This is a genomic window from Deltaproteobacteria bacterium, assembly GCA_028818775.1.
Classification (GTDB): Bacteria; Desulfobacterota; Binatia; order UBA9968; family JAJDTQ01; genus JAJDTQ01.
Genome location: JAPPNE010000027.1, coordinates 1 through 20,482 on the forward strand (window position 1 = coordinate 1; position 20,482 = coordinate 20,482).

At 67.5% G+C, this 20,482-nt stretch carries 16 protein-coding genes; 6 read left to right on the plus strand and 10 right to left on the minus strand.

Features of this window, described 5'->3' with window-relative positions; genetic code table 11:
* The 9 genes from OXU42_02140 to OXU42_02180 form a co-directional block, all read right to left on the minus strand.
* On the minus strand, positions 1-298 hold a 298-nt coding region (locus OXU42_02140), incomplete at its 3' end, for a formate--tetrahydrofolate ligase (protein MDE0028190.1).
* Between the two features lie 34 nt (positions 299-332).
* Positions 333-869, minus strand: coding sequence for a hypothetical protein (locus tag OXU42_02145; GenBank protein MDE0028191.1), 537 nt, complete (start codon positions 867-869; stop codon positions 333-335).
* Between the two features lie 271 nt (positions 870-1,140).
* Entirely contained in the window at positions 1,141-1,755 is a 615-nt protein-coding gene (locus OXU42_02150) for an NIPSNAP family protein (GenBank protein MDE0028192.1), read from the minus strand.
* A gap of 72 nt (positions 1,756-1,827) precedes the next feature.
* Positions 1,828-7,614 carry an excinuclease ABC subunit UvrA gene (gene uvrA / locus OXU42_02155; protein MDE0028193.1) on the minus strand — a complete coding sequence of 1,929 codons (5,787 nt, stop codon included), beginning with the start codon at positions 7,612-7,614 and terminating at the stop codon, positions 1,828-1,830.
* Positions 7,615-7,657: 43 nt separating this feature from the next.
* Positions 7,658-7,957 (minus strand): iron-sulfur cluster assembly protein, encoded by a 300-nt coding sequence (locus tag OXU42_02160; protein ID MDE0028194.1) that lies wholly within the window; start codon positions 7,955-7,957, stop codon positions 7,658-7,660.
* A 34-nt stretch (positions 7,958-7,991) separates the two neighbouring features.
* Complete coding sequence (locus OXU42_02165; GenBank protein MDE0028195.1) at positions 7,992-8,315, minus strand: DUF971 domain-containing protein; 324 nt, start codon at positions 8,313-8,315, stop codon at positions 7,992-7,994.
* 131 nt (positions 8,316-8,446) lie between these two features.
* Positions 8,447-9,544, minus strand: a complete 1,098-nt coding sequence (locus OXU42_02170; GenBank protein MDE0028196.1) for an Mrp/NBP35 family ATP-binding protein — start codon at positions 9,542-9,544, stop codon at positions 8,447-8,449.
* A gap of 193 nt (positions 9,545-9,737) precedes the next feature.
* Positions 9,738-11,309, minus strand: a complete 1,572-nt coding sequence (locus tag OXU42_02175) for a DUF4301 family protein (protein MDE0028197.1) — start codon at positions 11,307-11,309, stop codon at positions 9,738-9,740.
* Between the two features lie 21 nt (positions 11,310-11,330).
* Positions 11,331-11,801: an SET domain-containing protein-lysine N-methyltransferase gene (locus OXU42_02180; GenBank protein MDE0028198.1), complete on the minus strand. Its 471-nt coding sequence runs from the start codon at positions 11,799-11,801 to the stop codon at positions 11,331-11,333.
* A 186-nt stretch (positions 11,802-11,987) separates the two neighbouring features.
* Between OXU42_02180 and OXU42_02185 the strand changes: the two genes are divergently transcribed.
* Together OXU42_02185 and cysN are read left to right on the plus strand one after the other, a co-directional pair.
* A complete protein-coding gene (locus OXU42_02185; GenBank protein ID MDE0028199.1) occupies positions 11,988-13,703 on the plus strand; it encodes a thiamine pyrophosphate-requiring protein in 1,716 nt (571 codons plus the stop codon).
* Positions 13,704-13,788: 85 nt separating this feature from the next.
* Complete coding sequence (gene cysN / locus OXU42_02190) at positions 13,789-15,693, plus strand: sulfate adenylyltransferase subunit CysN (GenBank protein ID MDE0028200.1); 1,905 nt, start codon at positions 13,789-13,791, stop codon at positions 15,691-15,693.
* Positions 15,694-15,732: 39 nt separating this feature from the next.
* On the opposite strand, the gene OXU42_02195 is transcribed toward cysN, so the two are convergent.
* Positions 15,733-16,725, minus strand: a complete 993-nt coding sequence (locus OXU42_02195) for a hypothetical protein (protein MDE0028201.1) — start codon at positions 16,723-16,725, stop codon at positions 15,733-15,735.
* A gap of 375 nt (positions 16,726-17,100) precedes the next feature.
* Between OXU42_02195 and OXU42_02200 the strand changes: the two genes are divergently transcribed.
* The 4 genes from OXU42_02200 (at position 17,101) to holB (ending at position 20,374) form a co-directional block, all read left to right on the plus strand.
* Positions 17,101-17,961, plus strand: coding sequence for a DMT family transporter (locus OXU42_02200; GenBank protein ID MDE0028202.1), 861 nt, complete (start codon positions 17,101-17,103; stop codon positions 17,959-17,961).
* Positions 17,962-17,993: 32 nt separating this feature from the next.
* Positions 17,994-18,503 (plus strand): NUDIX hydrolase YfcD, encoded by a 510-nt coding sequence (yfcD, locus tag OXU42_02205; GenBank protein ID MDE0028203.1) that lies wholly within the window; start codon positions 17,994-17,996, stop codon positions 18,501-18,503.
* 222 nt (positions 18,504-18,725) lie between these two features.
* Entirely contained in the window at positions 18,726-19,379 is a 654-nt protein-coding gene (gene tmk / locus OXU42_02210) for a dTMP kinase (protein ID MDE0028204.1), read from the plus strand.
* Between the two features lie 2 nt (positions 19,380-19,381).
* Entirely contained in the window at positions 19,382-20,374 is a 993-nt protein-coding gene (holB, locus tag OXU42_02215; protein MDE0028205.1) for a DNA polymerase III subunit delta', read from the plus strand.
* Positions 20,375-20,482: the final 108 nt, after the last annotated feature.

Genomic DNA, 20,482 nt, shown 5'->3' on the forward strand with positions numbered 1-20,482 from the left:
CGAGGCTCGGCTCACGGAGACAGACCACCGTCTCCTTGCCGATACGGTTCAGCCCGTCGGCCAGACCCACCGACGTGGTGGTCTTGCCCTCGCCGGCGGGGGTCGGCGTGACCGCGGTAACGACCACAAGCTTGCCGTCCTTGCGGTCGGAGAGGGAACTCACGTAGGAGAGATCGATCTTCGCCTTGGTGTGTCCGTAGGGCAGCAGCGCCTCCCGCGGAACCCCCAGGCGGTCGCCAATCTCCGCGATCGGCTTGAGCACCGACTTCCGTGCGATCTCGATATCGCTCTCTGCCATGATCCCTCCCCCGGTTGCCGGTTCCGGGCTCGGTTCAGTGCCGGTAGCCTCGGAGCCGGTCGTAACGCTCGATCTGCTTCGCGGTGAGCTCGCGGGTGCTCTCGATGTGCGCCAGCAGGTGGATGGCCTGGAGTTGTCCGCGCATGATTCCGAGATGCTCGGTCATGCGGGTCGTTTCGGCCGCGGTGGGCCGCCCCGCGGCGAACAGGTTCGCGAGGTGGGACTCCGCCTGGAGTATGGCCTCGCCCTTGGCGACGGCGCTGGTCTTCATTTTCGCGTGAATCGCCTCGATGCGTACGACCTGTTCCCGGGTGAGATCGAGGTCGGCCTTGAGATCGAGGAGGTGTCGCGGCCCGGGGAAACTGTTCAGTTCGGCGGCGCGCGCAAGGCCCATGCCGTCGCCGTTCCGCAACTCGCGCACCTCGTCGGGCGTGAGGGTGGCAAACTCGGCGCTTTGGGTATGCGCGTAGGGGGACATCCTGTGATCGTGCTGTGCCAACGCCCATGTCGCCGTGAGGGCGAAGAGGCTGATACAGCCAAACAAGCCAACCGTCTTTGTCTTGGTGGTCATCGTCGAGACTCCGTGGCTGCGCCTACGCTTCCACGCCAGCACCATGGGCAGTGAACCCAGGGACACGGTCGGGGTTGGTCAACAACGATCAAGCATAGGGTTGGTATTGGGAAGAGCGGCGCGGTGATCCCGGCGGATCACGGAACCACGTCTCTGTGCAGGCTCTCGTCGCTCACGCGCCGCCTGGGCCGGCAGTTTGGGATCGTGCACCAAACAACCGGCCGAGCGGCACGTGAGGCGATCCGGACGCCTGAGTAGCGGCGGGTTTCGACTAGTGCAACGGCGAGAAGGACGCCGGCACCACGATGGAGTTCTCCTGGTGGAGCAGCATCTCGCGGGTGGTAGGGGGCCAGTTGGGGAGCTTCATGGCCTCGGCACGGAGCCGGGACCGCTCACCCATGTCCTTGTACGGCCAGATGTGCACCCACTGGTTGAGCGCGCCGTATGTGGTGAACCAGGCGGCTGCCAAGGGCGAGATCTTGACCCGGTCCTCGATGCACTCCTGCCAGCGCTCGATCAACGCCGGGATAGAGCCCGGATGGACCGTGTAGGTGCGGATCTCGTAGATGTTGCCCAGCTCACGGGGCTCCAGCGGCGGAGAGAACGGCGCCGCCTGAAAGACCTTGCTCTCCTGCGTCACCATGAACTCGCGTACCTTGGGCGGCCAGTGGCCGGTGGCACGGGCCTCGGCGCCGATGCGGTCCTTCTCCGCGAAGCTCTCGTACGGCCAGATGTGGATAACCTGGTTCAGCGGCCCCACCTCCGAATGAAAGAACGCCCCCAGCGGAGAGATCTTGGCGCGGTGCTGCAGCCCTTCCTCGAAAGCCTTCTCGAAGTCCGGCGTCTTGCCGGGCTTGAGCGTATAGGTTCTCATCTCGATGATCATGTGTGTCCTCCTGGGTTCTGGCGGTGAAGTCTGTTCCCTTTCTTTCCGTTTTGGCCGGCAAATGCAACACCCTCACAGGCAGCGTTTCTCCGGGCAAGGTCCTGCGTAGCCCGCTCCATTCGCCTCCAGATACTCCTTCAGCGCTCGCGCCGTGTACGACCGCTTGCCGTCCCGGGCGACCTTGGACGGCGGGCCGTGCGCGACCACGCGGCCGCCCTTGTCGCCGCCTTCGGGGCCGAGGTCGACGAGGTAGTCGGCGTCCTTGATGATCTCGAGGTTGTGCTCGATGGTGATGACGGTGTTGCCGGCGTCCACCAGGCGGTGGAGGATGTCGATGAGCTTCTCGACGTCGGCGAAGTGGAGGCCGGTGGTGGGCTCATCGAGGATGTAGAGGGTCCTGCCGCGGGACTCCTTGCCGAGTTCGTAGGCCAACTTGATGCGTTGGGCCTCGCCGCCGGACAGGGTGTTGCTGGCCTGTCCCAGCGTGATGTAGCCCATGCCGATGTCGTCCAGGAGCTTGAGCGGGCGGTAGGCCTTGGGGAAGGCGCCGAAGAACTCCACCGCCTCTTCCACCGTCATGTTCAGCACCTCGGAGATGTTCTTGCCGTTGAACCGGACCGACAGGGTCTCCTCGTTGAAGCGCTCGCCGCCGCAGACGTCGCAGTCCACGAACACGTCGGGAAGGAAGCTCATCTCCTTGCGGATCCTGCCCTGGCCGGCGCACTCGTCGCAGCGCCCGCCGCTGACGTTGAACGAGAACCGGCTCGGGGTGTAGCCGCGCATGCGCGCCTCGGGATGCAGCGCGTAGATGCGGCGGATCTCGTCGAGGAAGCCGACGTAGGAGGCCGGCACCGAACGCGGCGTCTTGCCGATGGGGGTCTGGTCCACCTCCACGGCGCGCTCGATGGGCTCACAGCCGGCGAGGCCCTCGTGCCGCCCCGGGCGCCCCGCGTTCTGTCCCAGCCGTGCCTTGAGCCCCTTGAACAGCACCTCCTTCACCAAGGTGCTCTTGCCCGAGCCGGATACGCCGGTGACGCAGGTCCACTTGCCCAGGGGCAGGCGCACCTTGAGGTTCTTGAGGTTGTTCTCCCGGGCGCCGGTCACCACCAGCCAGTCGCCGCCCCTGAGGGGCCGCTCGGGCCACAGCCGGCGGCGGGCGGTGCCCAGGAACGCGCCCGTGACCGAGGCGGGATTGGCGCACACTTCGTCGGGCGAGCCCATGGCCACCACTTGGCCGCCGCGCACGCCCGCGCCCGGGCCGAGGTCCACGAGCACGTCCGCCGCCCGGATGGTGGTCTCGTCGTGCTCCACCACCAGCACGGTGTTGCCCGCCTCCACCAGCCGCCGCAGGGTAGCCAGCAGCCGGTTGTTGTCGCGGGTGTGCAGGCCGATGGTGGGCTCGTCCAGGATGTAGCAGACGCCGCGCAGGTTGGAGCCGAGCTGCGCCGCCAGCCGCACCCGCTGGGCCTCTCCGCCGGACAGGGTGTTGGCGCGCCGGTCCAGCGTCAGGTAGCCCAGTCCCACCTCGTCCAGGAAACGCAGCTTGTGGTGGATCTCCTTCTGGGTCTTCTCCAGCACCAACCGTTCCGCGTCCGCGCCGTTGGCGGTCAGCCGCTCCTCCAGGGAGGCGAAGCGCCCCAGTGCTTCCTTCACCGACAGGGCGGTGACCTGCCAGATGGCTCTCCCGGCCACGCGCACGCTGCGCGCCCTCGCGTTGAGCCGGGCGCCCTCGCACGACGGGCAGGTGCGCTCGCTCACGAACGACGCCAGATAGCCGCCCAGCGGACCGTCGCTCTTCACCTGGAGCCCGGCGAGCACCGTGAGAAGACCGGACACCGACGGGCGTGAGCGACCGTGGAGCAGTACCTCCCGCTGCTTCGCCGACAGCTTGCCGATGGGCACGTCGCCGGGGATGCCGAGCTTCCGCTCCAACTCGCCCTGGCACTGGTTGAGCCGGCGCTTTAGGCCCGCACGCCCCTCGGGCGCCTCCGCGCACAGGCGCTCCACCACTTCCGTAAGGCTCAATCGCGGGTCGGGTATCACCAGGTCCGCGTCGAATTCCTCGGAGGAGCCCACGCCGCGGCAGTCCGGGCAGGCCCCCTGCCGGCTGTTGAAGGAGAACAACCGCGGGTCCAGGGGCTCGTAGCCGACGCCGCAGGCGCGGCAGAAGAGGCGCTCGTTGTAGACCTCCTCGGCGCCCTCGGAGAGCACGTGGATGACCCCGTTGCCGAGGCGCAGCCCCTGGCCCAGCACCGTCTCCATGCTCAGGCGTCCGGCCTTGGCCGTGCCCACGACGATGTCGATGTCGTGCTCGTGGAAGCGCCCGAGGCCCTTTTGGAGGAGCGACGCGCTGAGGGCGGTCACGGTCCCGTCGATACGCGCGCGGCCATACCCCAACCGGCGCGCGGCCATCATCACGTCCTTGTGGTAGCCCTTGCGTCCGCGCACCACCGGGCTCAGCACGGTGATGTCCTTGCCGCGGTACCTGCGCCCCACCCGGTCGAGGATGCGGCTGCGGGTGAGCGCGGTGATGGCGCCGCCGCACTGCGGGCAGTGCTGCTTGCCCACCTTGGAGTAGAGCAGGCGCAGGTAGTGGTAGAGCTCCGTGACCGTGGCCACGGTGGAGTTGCGGCCGCCCTGGCTCAGGCGCTGCTCGATGGCCACGGTGGGCGGGATGCCCGCGAGTACGTCGACGTTGGGCCGCGCCATGATCTTCATGAACTGGCGCGCGTAGGCGGACAAACTGTCGATGTAGCGGCGCTGGCCGTCGGCGTAGATGATGTCGAAGGCAAGCGACGACTTGCCCGAGCCGCTGAGGCCGGTCACCACCACGAGCTGGTCCCGCGGGATGTCCACGTCGATGCCCTTGAGGTTGTGCTCCCGGGCGCCGATGATCTGGATGGCCCCGGCGCCGTTGAGCGCCGTTCCGTTGGAGCCCGGCGTCTCGGCGGCTTGCCCGTTGGACGCGTTTCCGTCTCCGCTTCCGTCGTCGGCCTTCCCGTTCGGCGCAGGTGCGGCGGACCGCGCCGCCGTCCGCGGTTGCGGCTGCGTCTTGGCCAGCGTCGGGCTGAAGCGGGACGAGGACGGGCGCAGGTGGTCCTTCAGGTAGCGACCGGTGTGGGAGCTCTCCACCGCCGCCACTTCCGGCGGCGTGCCCGTGGCCACCACCTCGCCGCCGCCGTCGCCGCCCTCGGGCCCCAGGTCGATGATGTGGTCGGCGCACTTGATGACCTCGGGGTTGTGCTCGATGACCATCACCGAGTGGCCCTGGTCGATGAGCTCCTGCAGGGCGGACAGCAGCCGGCGTATGTCGTGGAAGTGCAGGCCGGTGGTGGGCTCGTCGAAGATGAACAGCGTGCCGGTCTTGGTGGCCCGGACGATGTGGGAGGCCAGCTTGAGGCGCTGGGACTCGCCGCCCGACAGGGTGGTCACGGGCTGCCCCAGGCGCAGGTAGTCGAGGCCCACCCGGACCAGCGGCCGCAGCCCGCGCGCGATCTCCGGCTGGTCGCCGAAGAACTTCATGGCCTCGGCGATGGTGAGCCCGAGCACGTCGTGGATGTTCTTGCCGCGGTAGGTGACCTCCAGCACCTCCTGGCGGTAGCGCGCGCCGCCGCACTCCGAGCAGGTGGCGTACACGTCCGAGAGGAACTGCATCTCGATCTTCTCGAAGCCCTCGCCGCGGCACGACTCGCAGCGTCCGCCCTCCACGTTGAACGAGAAGGTGGACGGCGTGTAGCCGCGGAAGCGCGACAGGTCCACGCCGGCGAACAGGCGCCGGATGGGGTCGAACGCCTTCATGTAGGTCACCGGGTTGGACCGGGGCGTGGTTCCCAGCGGCGACTGGTCCACCAGGATCACCTCGGGGATGCGGTCGATGCCGCGGATCTCGTCGCAGTCCGTCAGGGTGGCCAGCGGCGAGGCCTTGAGGCGGCGGATGTTGTGGGCGATGACCTCGTCCACGAGGCTCGACTTGCCCGAGCCGGACACGCCGGTGACGCACACCAGCCGTCCCAGCGGGATGCTCACGTCGATGTTCTTGAGGTTGTTGGCGCGGGCGCCGAGGATGTCCAGGGTGCGCCCCCGGATCAGCGGGCGGTAGCGCACCGGCAGCGGAATGGACCGGCGCTGGGTCAGGTAGTCGGCGGTGAGGGAGGTCTCGCTCGCCAGCAGCTCGCCGTAGGAGCCGGCGAACACCACCTCGCCGCCATGCTCGCCCGCCTGCGGTCCCAGGTCGATGACGTAGTCGCTCTCCTTGATGATCTCCGGGTCGTGCTCCACCACCACCACGGTGTTGTGGTTGGCGCGCAGGCGGTGGAGGATCTCCACCAGGCGGTGGCTGTCGCGCGGGTGCAGGCCGATGGAGGGTTCGTCCAGCACGTACAAGGTGTTCACCAGGGACGAGCCGATGGCGGTGGTGAGATCCACCCGCTCCAGCTCGCCGCCCGACAGTGTGCGCGACTGGCGGTCCAGGGTCAGGTACTCCAGCCCCACGCCCATGAGATAGTCGAGGCGGCGGCGGATCTCGTGGAGCACGAGGCTGGCCACCTGGTCGCGGGTGGCGTCCAGATCCAGCGCCCGGAAGTACGCGTGCGCCTCGGCCACGCTCATGCGGTTCACGTCGGCGATGTTGCGCCCGGCGATGAGGAAGTTCAGTCCCTCGGGCTTGAGGCGGGTGCCGTGGCAGTCGCCGCAGGTCACGTAGCAGCGGTAGCGCGCCAGGAACACGCGCACGTGCATCTTGTAGCTCTTCCGCTCCAGCCACTCGAACCAGCCGCGGATGCCGTAGTACTTGCCGTCGTGCCAGCTTCCCTCGCCGTCGATGATGAGCCGGCGGTCCTCCTCGTCCAGCTCGGCGAAGGGGCGCTCCAGCGAGATCCCCCGGCGCTCGCAGAACTTCTTCAGCTCGCGCAGTTCCCAGCGCGCCGCCCGGGTGGTCCAGGGCTTGATGGCGCCGTCGGCGATGGACTTGGAGGGGTCCGGGATCACCAGGTCGAGGTCGAGGTCGATGGAGCGGCCGAAGCCGTGGCAGGTCTCGCATGCCCCCAGCGGGCTGTTGAAGGAGAACAGGTTGGGCTGCGGCTCGGCGTAGGACAGGTCGCAGGCGGAACAGTGCAGGCGGTTGCTGAAGCCTTCCCGGCGCCAGCCGCCGTCCATGTCGTGCAGGTCCAGCTTTCCCTTGCCGAACTGAAAGGCCTGCTCCAGCGAGTCCGTGACCCGTTTGCGCGTGGACTTGCGGTACACGAAGCGGTCGGCGACGACGTCGACGACCTCTCCGGGCGGCGCGTCCATCGATTCCAGGTCCAGCAGGTCGCGGTCCAGCAGGAGCCGGTGGAACCCCGCCTGCTGCAGCCCGCCCTTCACGTCTTCCCAGGGCAGGGACGGCGGCACGGATACCGGAAACGTCAGCACCCAGCGCCCCCCCTCGCCGCGGTCCTGAAGCTGTCTCACGATGGAGGGCGCGCTGTCCTTGACGATGACCTTGCCGCAGCCCGAGCAGTGGAGGACGCCGATCTTGGCGAACAGGAGCTTCAGGTGGTCGTACAGCTCGGTCATGGTGCCGACCGTGGAGCGCGAGGTCTTCACCGGCCGGGTCTGGTCGATAGCGATGGTGGGCGGGATGTTCTCGATGGCGTCGACGTCGGGCTTCTCCATGCGGTCGAGGAACTGGCGCGCGTACGCCGAGAAGCTCTCGACGTAGCGGCGCTGTCCCTCCGCGTAGAGGATGTCGAACGCGACGGTGGACTTGCCCGACCCGCTGACGCCGGTCACCACCGTCAGCGCGTTGAGGGGAATCTGGAGGTCGAGGTCCTTGAGGTTGTTCTGCCTGGCGCCGCGAACGTGTATCCAGCCCTGATCCATGATGGATGGGAATCGGGATGCGGGATGGCTGTTGACGTCCGGGTTATCCGATGCCGAGCTTCTGCCGTGCTTCCTCGCTGATGCGGCTGGGGTCCCAGGGCGGATCCCACACGAGGTCGACGGTGGCTTCCTTGACCCCGGGGATCTCCCTGATGAGGGACTCGGCGTTGGCCGCGATCATGCCGCCCATGCCGCATCCCGGCGCGGTCAGGGTCATCTTGACCTCGACGGTGTCGTCCGCCACCTCGACGTCGTAGACGAGGCCGAGGTCCACGATGTTCACCGGGATCTCGGGGTCGTAGCAGTCCTGCAGGGCTTCATACACCTGTTCCTTGGTAACCATGGCTCCTCCTGCCTTGTCCCGTCCCACGAATGCTCTATGGGGCAGGTCGCTCGGTCTTCTCACACTCCTCACATGGACACAGCGAACGCAGATAGTCGAACGTGTAGATGCCGGTGCTGTGGCCGTCGCTCCAGCGGAAACCGACGGCATAGTTGCCCACCGGCTCGATGGCCACCAAGCCCGCGTCCGGCACTTCCACGAAACGCTTCTCGACGGCGGAATCGTGTCCCTGACACAGGGCGCAGGGACAGTAACCCCGGATGTATCCCTTCGGATATTCGCCCACGTGCCCATCGTCCCAGGTAATGCGCACGATGCCCTGGGCCTTGACGTGGTTGATTTCCACGGGGAACGCCATTGATGTCCTGTCTGCCCCTCCCCACCCCTGGATTCCCGCTTCCGCGGGAATGACGATTCAGGGGCTTGTTGCCTTTCTCGGACGGTGTTTTGACACAGCCTGTTCCGCGGGAATGCGGACCGGGGTATCCGTCAGGTCGTGACGATCTTCAAGCTCGGCGCCTGCTCGGCGGCTTCCGACGCGATGGAGAGCTGGCCGGCCAGGCGAGCGGCCACCTCCAGAAACGCCTGGCTGGTGGGCGAGTCGGGCTCCTGGGCCAGGATCGGCGCGCCCTTGTCGCCCCACTCGCGGATCGCCGGCACCATGGGGACCTCGCCCAGAAACGGCACCCCGAACTTGTCCGCGGCGCGCCTTGCGCCGCCGCGCGAGAAGATCTCGTGCTGCTTGCCGCAGCCGTCGCACACGAAGTAGCTCATGTTCTCCACCATTCCGACAATGGGGATGTGGACCTTGTCGAACATGGACTTGGCCCGTACCACATCCGCAAGCGCTACGTCCTGGGGCGTCGCCACCAGCACCGCGCCGCTGCACTTGAGCTGCTGCGAGAAGGTGATCTGCACGTCGCCGGTCCCAGGCGGCATGTCCACCACCAGGTAGTCAAGATCGCCCCACTGCACGTCGGACATGAGCTGCTGCAGCGCCTTGCCGAGCATGGGGCCGCGCCAGATCACCGCCTGGTCCCGCTCCAGGAAGAAGCCGATGGACATCACCGGAACGCCGTGTGCCACCGGCGGAGCCAGCTTGAAGCCGCCGTCCACCTCCACCTTGCCCGGCTCCTCGTCGACGCCCATGAGGATCGGCACCGACGGCCCGTAGATGTCCGCGTCCAGGAGCCCCACGGCGGCGCCGTGCATCTTGAACGCCACCGCCAGGTTGGCCGCCACCGTGGACTTGCCCACGCCGCCCTTGCCCGACGCCACCAGGACGATGTTCTTGACGCTCGGCAAGAGGTCGGTGGTGCCGGCGCCGGACTTGCTGCCGCGCACCTGGGCGCCGAACTCCAGGGCCACCTCCGACACCCCCAGGGGCGCCAGCGCCCGCTCCACGTCGCCCTGGATCTGGTCCTTGAGGGGGCACGCCGGCGTGGTCAGCTCCACCGTCAGCGACACCTTGCCGCCATCCACCGCGAGGTCCTTGACCATGCCGAGGGTGACGATGTCCTTGTGCAGCTCCGGGTCCTGGACGGTCCTCAGGGCCGCGAGAACGGATTCGTGTGTCGCGCTGGACATGTCGCTCCTCTTCTCTCCGCCGGCGTTGCGCCGCCAGAACCGCGTGCCGAATAGTGCCATGCAGACTTTCCTTGCCGTGCCGTTCCGCGCGGATCCGGTGGCGTGAAATGTTTGGGCCGGCTTTGGGCCGGACTGGAATGACCGAACTCAGGTTTTCCCAAACATTTGAATATAGACTCGCCCGGCCTCCATTTCAACGTGTCAATGTCCGCACGGGCTGGTGCCGCGGGCGCAGCAGATCGAGCACGGTCTTCACGGGCGCGAAGGTCGCGGCGGGAATCTCGACGAATACCGTGTTCCAGCGCGCCATGCCGCCGTTCCAGAGGCCGGGGTGTTCCAGCGCCTTGAGCGGCCGTCCGCCGCTGGACTTGACGGCGATGAACGCGCTCCGCGGTTCGCTGAAGCGCATGAGGTCGTAGGACGCTCCCGAGGGGCGGCGCACACCGCAGATCAGGTCCACCGGATTGAAGTGGGTCGACGCGGCGAAGATGTCCCGTTGGCCCGGGTCCTCCATGTCCACCTGGGACGACTCGACGATCTGGAGCGAGCACGTGCCGTCGCCGCCCCGGACCCACAACGGGCCGCCGCCGGGCTCGCCGGCGGACGGCACCATGCCGCACACCCGGAGCGGTCGATCCAGCGCCGAGCGCAGGAAACCGGCGCGTTCGGCCGCCGGCGCGCCCTTGAGGCTGTCCGGCAGCGCCACGCACAGCGCGTCGCGGGCGAACCGCGCCGCCTCGTCCACCAGGGACGCCGCGGGGTCGCCGTGGAGCGCGTCGAGGTAATGGAACACCCGGGCCTGCACTTCCACCAGCATCCCCGCCAGCGCCTTGCGGTAGCGCACCGCGGTCCCGGCAAAGACGGCGACGTTGTCGATGTTCTGAATGAACACCAGGTCCGCCGCCAAGTCGTTGAGGTTCGCCAGGAGCGCGCCGTGGCCGCCGGGCCGGAGCGACAGGCTTCCGTCCGGCTCGCGGAACGGCTGGTTGTCGAGGGTCGCGGCCAGCGTGTCGGTGTCGGGCCGCTGAAGCGAAAGGGTCACGTCGATGGAGGTATCCCGGTCCTCGTAGCGGCGGCACATGGCCGCCACATGCTCCTCCACCGCGCGCTCGTGCTCGGGGGAGACCGTGAAGTGAACACGCACCATCCCGGTCCGGTCCCGGACGTACCTGCACGCCTCCAGCAAGTGCTCGGCAACGGGAGTGCGGCAGTCGTCCGCGTAACGATGAAACGGCACAAGACCCTTGGGCAGCGCGGCGTAGCCCATTGCGTCGGGGTCGAGGAGACAGTCGAGGATTTCGCGGAAGCGTCCGGCCCGGCGCAGCGGCTGAAGCCGCTTGCCCTGCCGTTCCAGGGCAGCGTTCAACTCAGGGTAGAACGCGAAGCGTTCGAGCCCGGCCATGAATTCCCGCAGCGCCGGGTATTCCGGCGCATCGCTAAAGTCATCCACGGCCGCCACCGCATCCTCGGCCCGGTCCCGGGCCTCCAGCAGCGCCTGAAACATGCGGCTCGCCGCCCCCGACGCGGGAACAAACTTCAGACAGCGTCCGGCCCGAGCGGCCTCCTCCCCGCGCCGCGACAGCCGTTCCAACTCCGGCTCGTCCAGGACCGTGATGCCGTCCCTCGGCGTGCAGGGACGGTCCAGCACCGCGTACGGCACGCCCGCGGCGAAGGTCGCCAGATATTCGGCGGCCTGCTCGGGTGAGATGCCCCGGTCCCGGAGCTGCCTCAGATCGCGCTCGGTGAATGGATGGGCCGCGACCATGGCTCCTCCGACATCGCTCCGCTACGCCTGTCCCGAGCCCACGGCCGTCCTCACCACCTCGTCGTCGGCGTCGTTCATGTAGCCGCGGCATTCCTCGGTGCCGCACACGCACGGATACACCTCATCGCCCTGGAGCCGGTAGTCGAAGGTGATCTCCTCGCCTTCCTCGATGTCCCGTTTGGCGATGAACCAGATGCGGTTGTTGATGATGTCGGCGTAGGCGTTGCCGTCGCAAGAGTGGTTGGCGAAGCGCGCTTCGTTGCCGTTCAACGAACCATCCACGTCATACTTGTCGCTGAGATTGAAGATGTAGGTGAGTTCCTCGTCCCCCCTTGACCGCGTGGCGCCCTCTCCGGCGGGGACCTTCTCGCCCTTGTACTCGATGATGCGCCGGCCCTTCCGTATCCGTTCGCCCGCAAAGAGTCCGTCCCCGTGAATCGCGGACGTCTCCACGAACACCTTCGGAAGCACGCGCTTCGATCCCTTCGCCACCGTTCCTCCCGGCCCAAGGATATGCCTTGATCTATAGCATTGGTCCGGGTGAATGTTGATCATTCAAAACAACTCACCGTGGTTTGTTGCCTTGCCGGTACCTCCTCAATCATATACCAATAGCGTCGAATGCGATTTCGGTGAACCCGGCGAGGATGTCCTCCGCATGCACAAGGAAGGAACGAGATGGCCAAGACAACCCTGTTGAACGTGACCGTGGCGGACGCCTATCTGGCGCTTTTGGCGGACCGGGGCGTGGATTATTTCTTTGCCAACGCGGGCACGGACTTCGCGCCTATCGTGGAGGCCATGGCCAAGGCCCAGTCGCTGGAGACGCGTATCCCGGAACCGGTCACCTGCCCGCACGAGAACACGGCGTTGCACATGGCCATCGGTTACTACCTGGTGACCGGGAAGCCGCAGGCGGTGATGGTGCACGTCAACGTGGGCACCGCCAACGGCATGAACGGGCTCCTGAACGCCGCCCGCGGCAACATCCCCGTCCTGTTCACCGCGGGCCGGACGCCCACCAACGAGGAGGGGCTCGACGGGCACCGGAGCCTGGACATCCACTGGACCCAGGAGATGTTCGACCAGGCATCCATGGTGCGGGAGGCGGCCAAGTGGGATTACGAGCTGAGGAACGGCAAGCAGACCGAGACCATCGTCGACCGCGCCCTGGCGGTGGCGAAGAGTGAGCCCACGGGTCCGGTGTACCTGAGCCTGCCGCGGGAGGTGCTGGCGGAACAACTGGGCGAGTTCACCTACGAGTCGCCCGGACGCCAGCACGCGGCGGCGCCGCCCTATCCCAACGCGGCGGCCACGGACGAGGCGGCGGCGCTGTTGGCGGACGCCGAGAACCCGCTGATCATCACCAACTGGGCCGGCCGCAATCCCAAGGTGTGGGAGCCCCTGGGCGCCCTGGCCGAACGCTATGCCATCCCGGTGGTGCAGTACCGCAACCGCTACATGTCGCTGCCCACCGACCACCCCATGAACCTGGGCTACGACCTGAACCCGCTGCTGGGCCAGGCGGACGTGATCCTGGTGGTGGACGTGGCGGTGCCGTGGCTCCCGGCCACGGACAAGGTGCGCGACGACGCCAAGGTGATCCACATGGGCGCGGACCCGCTGCACAGCTACGTGCCGCTGCGCGGCCACCCCTGCGACATCGCCCTGGCGTGCGCCACGGACGCCGGTCTGGCCGTGCTGAACGAGGCCATGTCCGCGCACGAGGGCCGGGTCAAGGCCCGCATCGACAAGCGCCGGAGCGCCCTGGCGGAGATGTGGCAACAGCAGCGCGACGGCTGGGCCAAGCGCCTCGACCAGGTCAAGGACAACAAGCCCATCCACCCCATCTGGATCACTGACTGCATCAACCGGATCAAGGGCGACGACACCATCGTGGTGAAGGAATCGGCGCTGGCGTCGACCCACATCGACATCAGCCAGCCGGGCACGCTGCTCAACGCCGGCGCCGCCTCGGGCCTGGGGCACGGCCTCGGCGTCGCGCTGGGCGCCAAGCTCGCTGCCCCGGACCGGCTGGTCATCGGCACCCACGGCGACGGCTCCTACATGTTCGGCAACCCCATCGCCAGCCACTACGTCGCGGCGGAGCAGAAGCTGCCGCACCTCACGGTCATCTTCAACAACCAGCGGTGGCAGGCCGTGCGCCGGGCCACCGTTGGCCTCAACCCCGAGGGCTACGCGGCCCAGAGCGACCACCAGCCCATCACCATGCTCAACGCCGTGGACAAGTACGAGAAGGCAGTGGAGGTGGCCGACGGCTACGGCGAGCGGGTGGAGGACGCCGTCGATCTCATGCCCGCCCTGGAACGCGGCCTCAAGGCGGTGGAGGTGGAGAAGCGCCAGGCAGTGATCAACGTCATCTGCTCGGCGTAGCGGCCTTCGGCATGCGGGCGCGGCCCCAATGGCTCGGCATCGTCCAATCGGCCGCAATCCTCCTCGTGCAGGAGGGCTACTTCTGATGTCGGCCAATCCTGCGGCGGACGGCCGGGAGTTCCGCGCCTACGTGAACGCCCGCGAAGACAGGGACATCCTGCGCTTCATCACCTGCGGCAGCGTGGATGACGGCAAGTCCACGCTCATCGGCCGCCTGCTCTACGAATCGCGGCTGGTGTTCCAGGACCAACTCGCAAAGGTGGAGTGCGACAGCAAGCGGCACGGCACCCAGGGCGACAACCTCGACCTGGCGCTCCTGGTAGACGGCCTCCAGGCCGAACGCGAGCAGGGCATCACCATCGACGTCGCCTATCGCATGTTCTCCACCGACAAGCGTTCTTTCATCGTCGCCGACACCCCGGGACACGAGCAGTACACCCGCAACATGGCCACGGGCGCATCCACCGCCGATCTCGCGGTGGTGCTCATCGACGCCCGCAAGGGCGTGCTGCCCCAGACTTCCCGTCACACCACCATTCTGGCCCTTCTGGGTGTGCGCCGCGTGGTCGCGGCCGTCAACAAGATGGACCTCGTCGACTGGTCCAGGGAAGTCTTCGACGGCATCGCCGCCGCCTACCGTGACTTCGCGCGCCGGCTGGAGGTGACCGACGTCACCTGCATTCCGGTATCGGCTCTCACGGGCGACAACGTCACCGGGCCGTCAACGGCCATGGACTGGTATGGCGGGCCGACGCTGCTGCAGGCCCTGGAATCCGCCGAGGTGGCCGCCGGCCGCGAGAGCACGCCCTTCCGCATGCCCGTGCAGTGGGTGAACCGCCCCAGCGCCGATTTCCGCGGTTTCGCCGGCACCGTCGCGTCCGGGCTCATACGCCGCGGCGACCCCGTGATGTTGTGCCCCTCCCAAAAGACCTCGACCGTGAAACGCATCCTGGGCCCGGACGGCGACCTCGACGGCGCGCGCGCCGGCCAGGCCGTGACGCTCACGCTGGCGGACGAGGTCGACGTGAGCCGCGGCGACATCGTCGCCTCCGCCGCCGACCCGCCGAGCCTCAGCGACCAGTTCGCCTGCCATATCGTGTGGATGCACGACAACCCGCTGTTGCCCGAGCGTCCGTACCTTCTGAAGATCGGGACACGGTTGGCGGGGGCCCAGATAACGGCCATCAAGCACAAGCTAAACGTCAGCACGCTGGAGCACACCGCGGCCAGGACCCTCGCGCTCAACGACATCGCCTACTGCAACATCGGCCTCGACCGCCGGATCGCCTTCGATCCCTACCGGGAACTGCGGGAGACTGGCGGCTTCATCCTCATCGACCGCTACACCTACGAGACGGTGGGCGCGGGCATGATCGAATTCGGGCTGTGGCGGGGCGACAACCTGACGCTCCACCAGCTCGCCATCGACAAACCGGCGCGGGCGGCGCAGAAGAACCAGAGGGCCTGCGTCCTGTGGCTCACCGGATTGTCGGGGGCGGGCAAGTCGGCCACCGCCAACGCGGTGGAGCGGCGCCTGCACGCCATGGGGCGGCACAGCTACACCCTGGACGGCGACAACCTGAGGCACGGCCTGACCAGGGACCTGGGCTTCACCGACGCGGACCGGGTGGAGAACGTGCGGCGCATCGCCGAGGTCGCCAAGCTGTTTGTCGACGCGGGGATGATCGTTCTGGTCTCGGTGATCTCGCCCTTCCGCGACGAACGCAGCATGGCGCGCGAGATGATGGACGAGGGCGAGTTCATCGAGATCTTCGTCGACTGCCCCATCGAGGTCTGCGAGCAGCGCGACCCCAAGGGGCTCTACCGCAAGGCCCGGGCCGGCCAGATCAAGAACTTCACCGGAGTCGACAGCGCCTACGAGCCGCCCGACAATCCCGAAATCGTGTTGAAGACCGGCGAGCGAAGTGTCGACGAGGTCGCGGACCAGGTGATCGACTATCTCCGGTCGACAGTGGATCACGCGAGGTAATACTCGAGCGAATACCCCCATGCGGCCTGACACCGTTACTCAGAGGTACCCCTTCTCCCTGTAATACCGCTCGGCCCCGGGGTGCAGCGGCAGGTCCAGCGGCCCGTCCGGGGTGTCGGTGCAGAACTGCGTCATGGGCGGGATTCCGGGCGTGTCGTATTCGATGTTTTCCCGCATCTGCTCGATGACGCCCACCACTTGGTATGCCAGCTCGTCCGGCAGGTCCGCGTGGGTGACGATGGGCCAGCCGCTGAAATCGACGGCGGTTACGGGCTCGGGCAGCTTGCCGTCGAACAGCGGGCCGTCCAGCGGCGCGCGGCTGAAGCCGTAGCGGTCAAGGGACGCCATGGCCTTGGGCGAGAAGTGCAGGAACGCCATTTCCTGCTCCACCGCGGCGCCGGCCCAGGAAGGCAGCCCCTCGTCGATGACCGCGTCGACGTCGCCGGTGCGGATGCCGTCCAGGCGCCGCGGGTTGCTGGGCCGCACCACCGGCTCCACCACGCCGCCCCACTCCTCGAAGGTCTTGAGGCTCATGCCGTGGGCGCGCAGCGCCGCGTTGATGGCGAAGTTGACGCAGTCGTTGGTGGCCACCGATACCGTGAGGGCGGGCTTTCGGCGCTTGAGCTCGTCCATGGAGCGGATGCCGTGCTTCTTCGCCACCGCCACCACCATGCGGTCGTTGGAGGGAAACACCGCCAGCGCCCGTAGCGGCAGCGCTTTCCGGAACGCGCCGCGCCCGTGATACGCCATGGAGGCGATGCACGAGGGGTTGAGCCAGGCGATGTCGATCTTCCGCCGGCCCACCAGGCGGGCGCCCTGGATGCCGCTGCACCAGGCCGGGCTGATGGCGATGTTGAAGGCGAAGGGAGGCCCGGCGGAGCCGCCCGCGCCGGGCAAATCCACGAAGAGCCGGATGGCGCTGGTCATCATGGTAGGCACGGTGTCGTACAGGCCGGCCAGGAGCTTGGTGCCGATCTGTGCGCGCAACAGGCTCGAGCTCATGGGTTTCACGCTGCGGTCGTCGTAGGTCATGCGATGTTTCTCCTTGCGGGTGGACCGCGCCGGACCCCGGAAGGCCGAAGGCCGCAGGTCCGTACAAGTCCGGGTAGTGGATCATCCCTTCCTGATCCGGGAAGTCCGTGTCCTGTGCATCACATACAATTGACAACTGACGTTAGGCAATGACACACCTGAAGATTCCAGTGGACACCAACCTTATCGTGGCGAAGGGCGAAAGACGGGGCCGCTACTATGTGGCGTCTCCAACCGTGGCGGAAATTCGCCGAAAGTCGCGCCTCCCGAAGCAGGTCGACGACCCGTTTGCTCCCGACGGTCCGCTTCAGGCTCCGACCGGCCAGGCAGCCCTTTCCCCTGTGAACTGAGGCATTCTCCGGCCGTCCCCCTTTCATGGCAACCCTGACCGCCCTGGCAGCCGCGTTCTTCTTCGGCTCCGCCCATATCCTGGTGCGCTACGGCATGCGCACGGGCTCCACCACCACGGCCATCACCTTCAACATCGTCACCATGGGCACGGTGCTGCTGGCGGTCATGGGGCCCTTGGCCGAGTGGACGCAGGCGTCGGTGCCCGCGGTGGGCTGGTTCATGCTGGCCGGGGCGGTGGCGCCGCTCACGACCCAGTTTCTGTTCTACGCCGCCATCTCCAGGGTCGGCGTGGCCCGGGCCTCGCCGCTCAGGAATACCTCGCCGCTGTTCGCGGGCGTGGTGGCGGTGGCGTGGCTGGGGGAGCAGTGGACCCTGCCGCTGGCCGGCGGCACCGTGCTGATCATCCTGGGCGCGACGATTCTGGGGATGCGCGACGCCAGGGCCCTCACCGCCTTCCGCAAGCGCGACCTGCTGTTCGCCATCGCCGCTTCGGTCCTGGGCGGCATCGCCAGCCCCATCCGCAAGTTCGGCTACTCGATGATCACTTCGGTGCCGCTGGCCGTCTGCCTGACGATCATGGGGAGCGTCGGCGGCCTGTTGGTCTACCTGGGAGCGGCGCGCGGCTACCGCGACGTAAACCTCAATCGCGGGGCGGTGCTGTGGTTCGGCCTTTCGGGCATGGTGACCAGTTGCGGCATCACGTCCTACATGCTTGCACTGAGCCGCGGCGACGTGGTGCTGGTGGACCCCCTGATCGCCACCACGCCGCTGTTCTCGGTGGCCTTCACCCACCTGCTGCTCAAGGAGCAGGAACGGGTCACGTCCAAGGCGGTCATCGGCGCCCTCCTGATCTGCGCGGGAGGCGTGGTGCTGACGGCGTTTTAAGAGCGGATGCAAATGACGGATGAGGTGAGAACATGACGGATCCGGGCGATGAAATCGTGGCCGTCGTGGACGAGGACAACCGCGTCGTGGGGTCCGCACCGCGGCGGGAGATGCGCGCGCGGCGGCTGCCGCACCGTAGCACCTATATCCTCGTCTTCAACTCGCGCGGCGAAGTCTACGTGCAGAAGCGCACCCAGACCAAGGACGTGTTCCCGGGCTACTACGATCCCGCGGCCGGCGGCGTGGTGCTGGCGGGCGAGAGCTATCTCAACGGTGCGACGCGCGAGCTCGAGGAGGAGATGGGCATCCGCGATGTCCCGCTGGAGAGCCTGTTCGAGTTCTACCACGCCGACGACCACAGCCGCGTCTGGGGGGCGGCCTACCGCTGCGTTTACGACGGGCCGGTGACTCTACAGGAAGAAGAGGTGGAGAGCGGCGCGTTCATGACGGTGGACGCGGTCTTTCAGGCCGCGACGACCCAGCCCTTCACGCCGGACGGCCTGTACGTGCTGCGGCGCTACGCGGAAACGGCTCGCGGCTAGCCGGCATTTCAGAGTGTGTTGGACCGCGCGGTAGGTCAAACCGCCGCACCGATGAGAAGCGGCATCAACGCCCCTATTCGTTATTCCCGCGGAAGCGGGAATCCAGCTTCCCGCTTCCGCGGGAATGACGAATAGGGGCGTTGGTGCCGGTCGCCGCAGTTGGGAAGCCGTTCCGTTCTCGTGTAATATCCTCTCATAAGGGGGCGCTCCCCCGACCATGGAATGCTGCGTTTTTTGACCATAGAGGGCGGCGACGGATCGGGGAAAAGCCGGCACATCCGGCTGCTGGACGAGTATCTGGACGCACGGCGGGTGCCGCGGCTGCTGACGCGGGAGCCGGGCGACACGCCTCTGGGCAAGGAGTTGCGCAGGCTCCTGCTGGAGCGCGGCCCGCGGTCGCCTTCACGGGAGGCCGAGCTGTTCATGATCCTGGCCGACCGGGCGCAGCACGTCCGGGAGGTGGTCCGTCCCGCTCTCGAACAGGGCAAGCTGGTGATCTCGGACCGTTTCGCCGATTCTACCCTGGCCTACCAGGGTTACGGGCGCGGCATGGATCTGGACCTGTTGCGGCGCTTGAACCACGAGGCGACGGGCGGGACCACGCCCGATCTGACGATCGTCCTGGACTGCCCCGTGGAGGTGGCCCTGGCACGGGCGGCCGAGCGGCCGGACCCACGGTCGGCGCGCGAGGACCGGTTCGAGGCCGAGGGCGCCGCCTTCCAGCGCCGGGTGCGTGACGGGTTCCTCAAGCTGGCCGAGGCCGACCCGGAGCGCTATCGGGTGGTGGATTCGGAAGGTGCGGTCGAGGAAACCCAGGAGCAGATGCGGCGCATCGTCGACGAAAGGCTGGGCGGTTATGCAGCCGCCAGCGGGTGACAATGCTGCTCGGCTTTCACGAAATCGTCGGCCATGAAGGGCAGATCGCGTTGCTGCGGCGCGCCGTCGAGCGCGACCGGCTGCACCATGCCTACCTGTTCGTCGGCCCGGAGGGAACGGGGAAGCGGACCGTTGCCACGGCCCTGACAGCCGCGGTCCAGTGTTCCGCCGGCGCCGGCGAGGCCTGCGGCGAGTGCGCAAGTTGCCAGGCCGTCGAGCATGACAACCACCCGGACGTGCACTGGCTGGAGGTGCGCAAAGGCAAGCGCGACATCACCATCGAGCAGGTGCGGGGGCTGCAGCAACAGTTGGCGCTGCACCGCTTCAACGGGAAGAAGAAGGTCGCCGTCATCGACCCGTTGACGCTCATGAACCTGCACGCCCAGAACGCGCTGCTCAAGACGCTGGAGGAGCCGCCGGACCATTCCTTGCTGATTCTCATCGCCGAGAGCACCGGCGGTGTGCTGCCCACGGTGCTGTCGCGCTGCCTGCGGCTGCCTTTCTTTCCCTTGACGGTGGAGCAGGTGGCGGCCATCGTGGCGCGGCGCGAGGGGATCACCGAGGACCGGGCGATGCTGCTGGCCAGTCTCAGCTACGGGAGCCTCGGCAAGGCGCTGGCGGGCGAGGACGAGGCGCTCCTGGAACAGCGCCGGGAGTGCTTCCGCCGGCTGGCGGCGCTGTCGCCGGACGACGCGCGCGGCATCTCGGAGCTCGCCGAAGAGATGGGCAAGGACCGGGAACAGGCCCTGCGCTTCCTGGACTGGGTGCGGGGATGGCTGCGGGACATCATGGTGCTGCAGGTCACGGGCTCGGCCGCGGCCGTGTGCAACCGGGACCTGCTGGAGCCGCTCCAACGGGCGGCCGCCGCCCGGCGCGTGCAGGAATCCACCGCCGCCCTGGCCGAGATCGACAACGTGACCCGGTCCATTCACCGCAATTTCAACCGGCGCATGGTGCTGGAGGGCTTCATTCCCGGTATCCTGGGCCAACAATAGGCAACCGATAACGCGCACCACCGCACGACATCAGATCGAAGGGACCGCACGACCGCCATGGACCGCATATACTTCACCACGCCGATCTACTACGTGAACGCCCAGCCG

Coding starts and splice junctions, on each gene's coding strand:
- OXU42_02145 (MDE0028191.1), bottom strand. CDS start 869: ATGACCACCAAGACAAAGACGGTTGGCTTGTTTGGCTGTATCAGCCTC.
- OXU42_02150 (MDE0028192.1), bottom strand. CDS start 1,755: ATGATCATCGAGATGAGAACCTATACGCTCAAGCCCGGCAAGACGCCG.
- uvrA (MDE0028193.1), bottom strand. CDS start 7,614: ATGGATCAGGGCTGGATACACGTTCGCGGCGCCAGGCAGAACAACCTC.
- OXU42_02160 (MDE0028194.1), bottom strand. CDS start 7,957: ATGGTTACCAAGGAACAGGTGTATGAAGCCCTGCAGGACTGCTACGAC.
- OXU42_02165 (MDE0028195.1), bottom strand. CDS start 8,315: ATGGCGTTCCCCGTGGAAATCAACCACGTCAAGGCCCAGGGCATCGTG.
- OXU42_02170 (MDE0028196.1), bottom strand. CDS start 9,544: ATGTCCAGCGCGACACACGAATCCGTTCTCGCGGCCCTGAGGACCGTC.
- OXU42_02175 (MDE0028197.1), bottom strand. CDS start 11,309: ATGGTCGCGGCCCATCCATTCACCGAGCGCGATCTGAGGCAGCTCCGG.
- OXU42_02185 (MDE0028199.1), top strand. CDS start 11,988: ATGGCCAAGACAACCCTGTTGAACGTGACCGTGGCGGACGCCTATCTG.
- cysN (MDE0028200.1), top strand. CDS start 13,789: ATGTCGGCCAATCCTGCGGCGGACGGCCGGGAGTTCCGCGCCTACGTG.
- OXU42_02195 (MDE0028201.1), bottom strand. CDS start 16,725: ATGACCTACGACGACCGCAGCGTGAAACCCATGAGCTCGAGCCTGTTG.
- OXU42_02200 (MDE0028202.1), top strand. CDS start 17,101: ATGGCAACCCTGACCGCCCTGGCAGCCGCGTTCTTCTTCGGCTCCGCC.
- yfcD (MDE0028203.1), top strand. CDS start 17,994: ATGACGGATCCGGGCGATGAAATCGTGGCCGTCGTGGACGAGGACAAC.
- tmk (MDE0028204.1), top strand. CDS start 18,726: ATGCTGCGTTTTTTGACCATAGAGGGCGGCGACGGATCGGGGAAAAGC.
- holB (MDE0028205.1), top strand. CDS start 19,382: ATGCTGCTCGGCTTTCACGAAATCGTCGGCCATGAAGGGCAGATCGCG.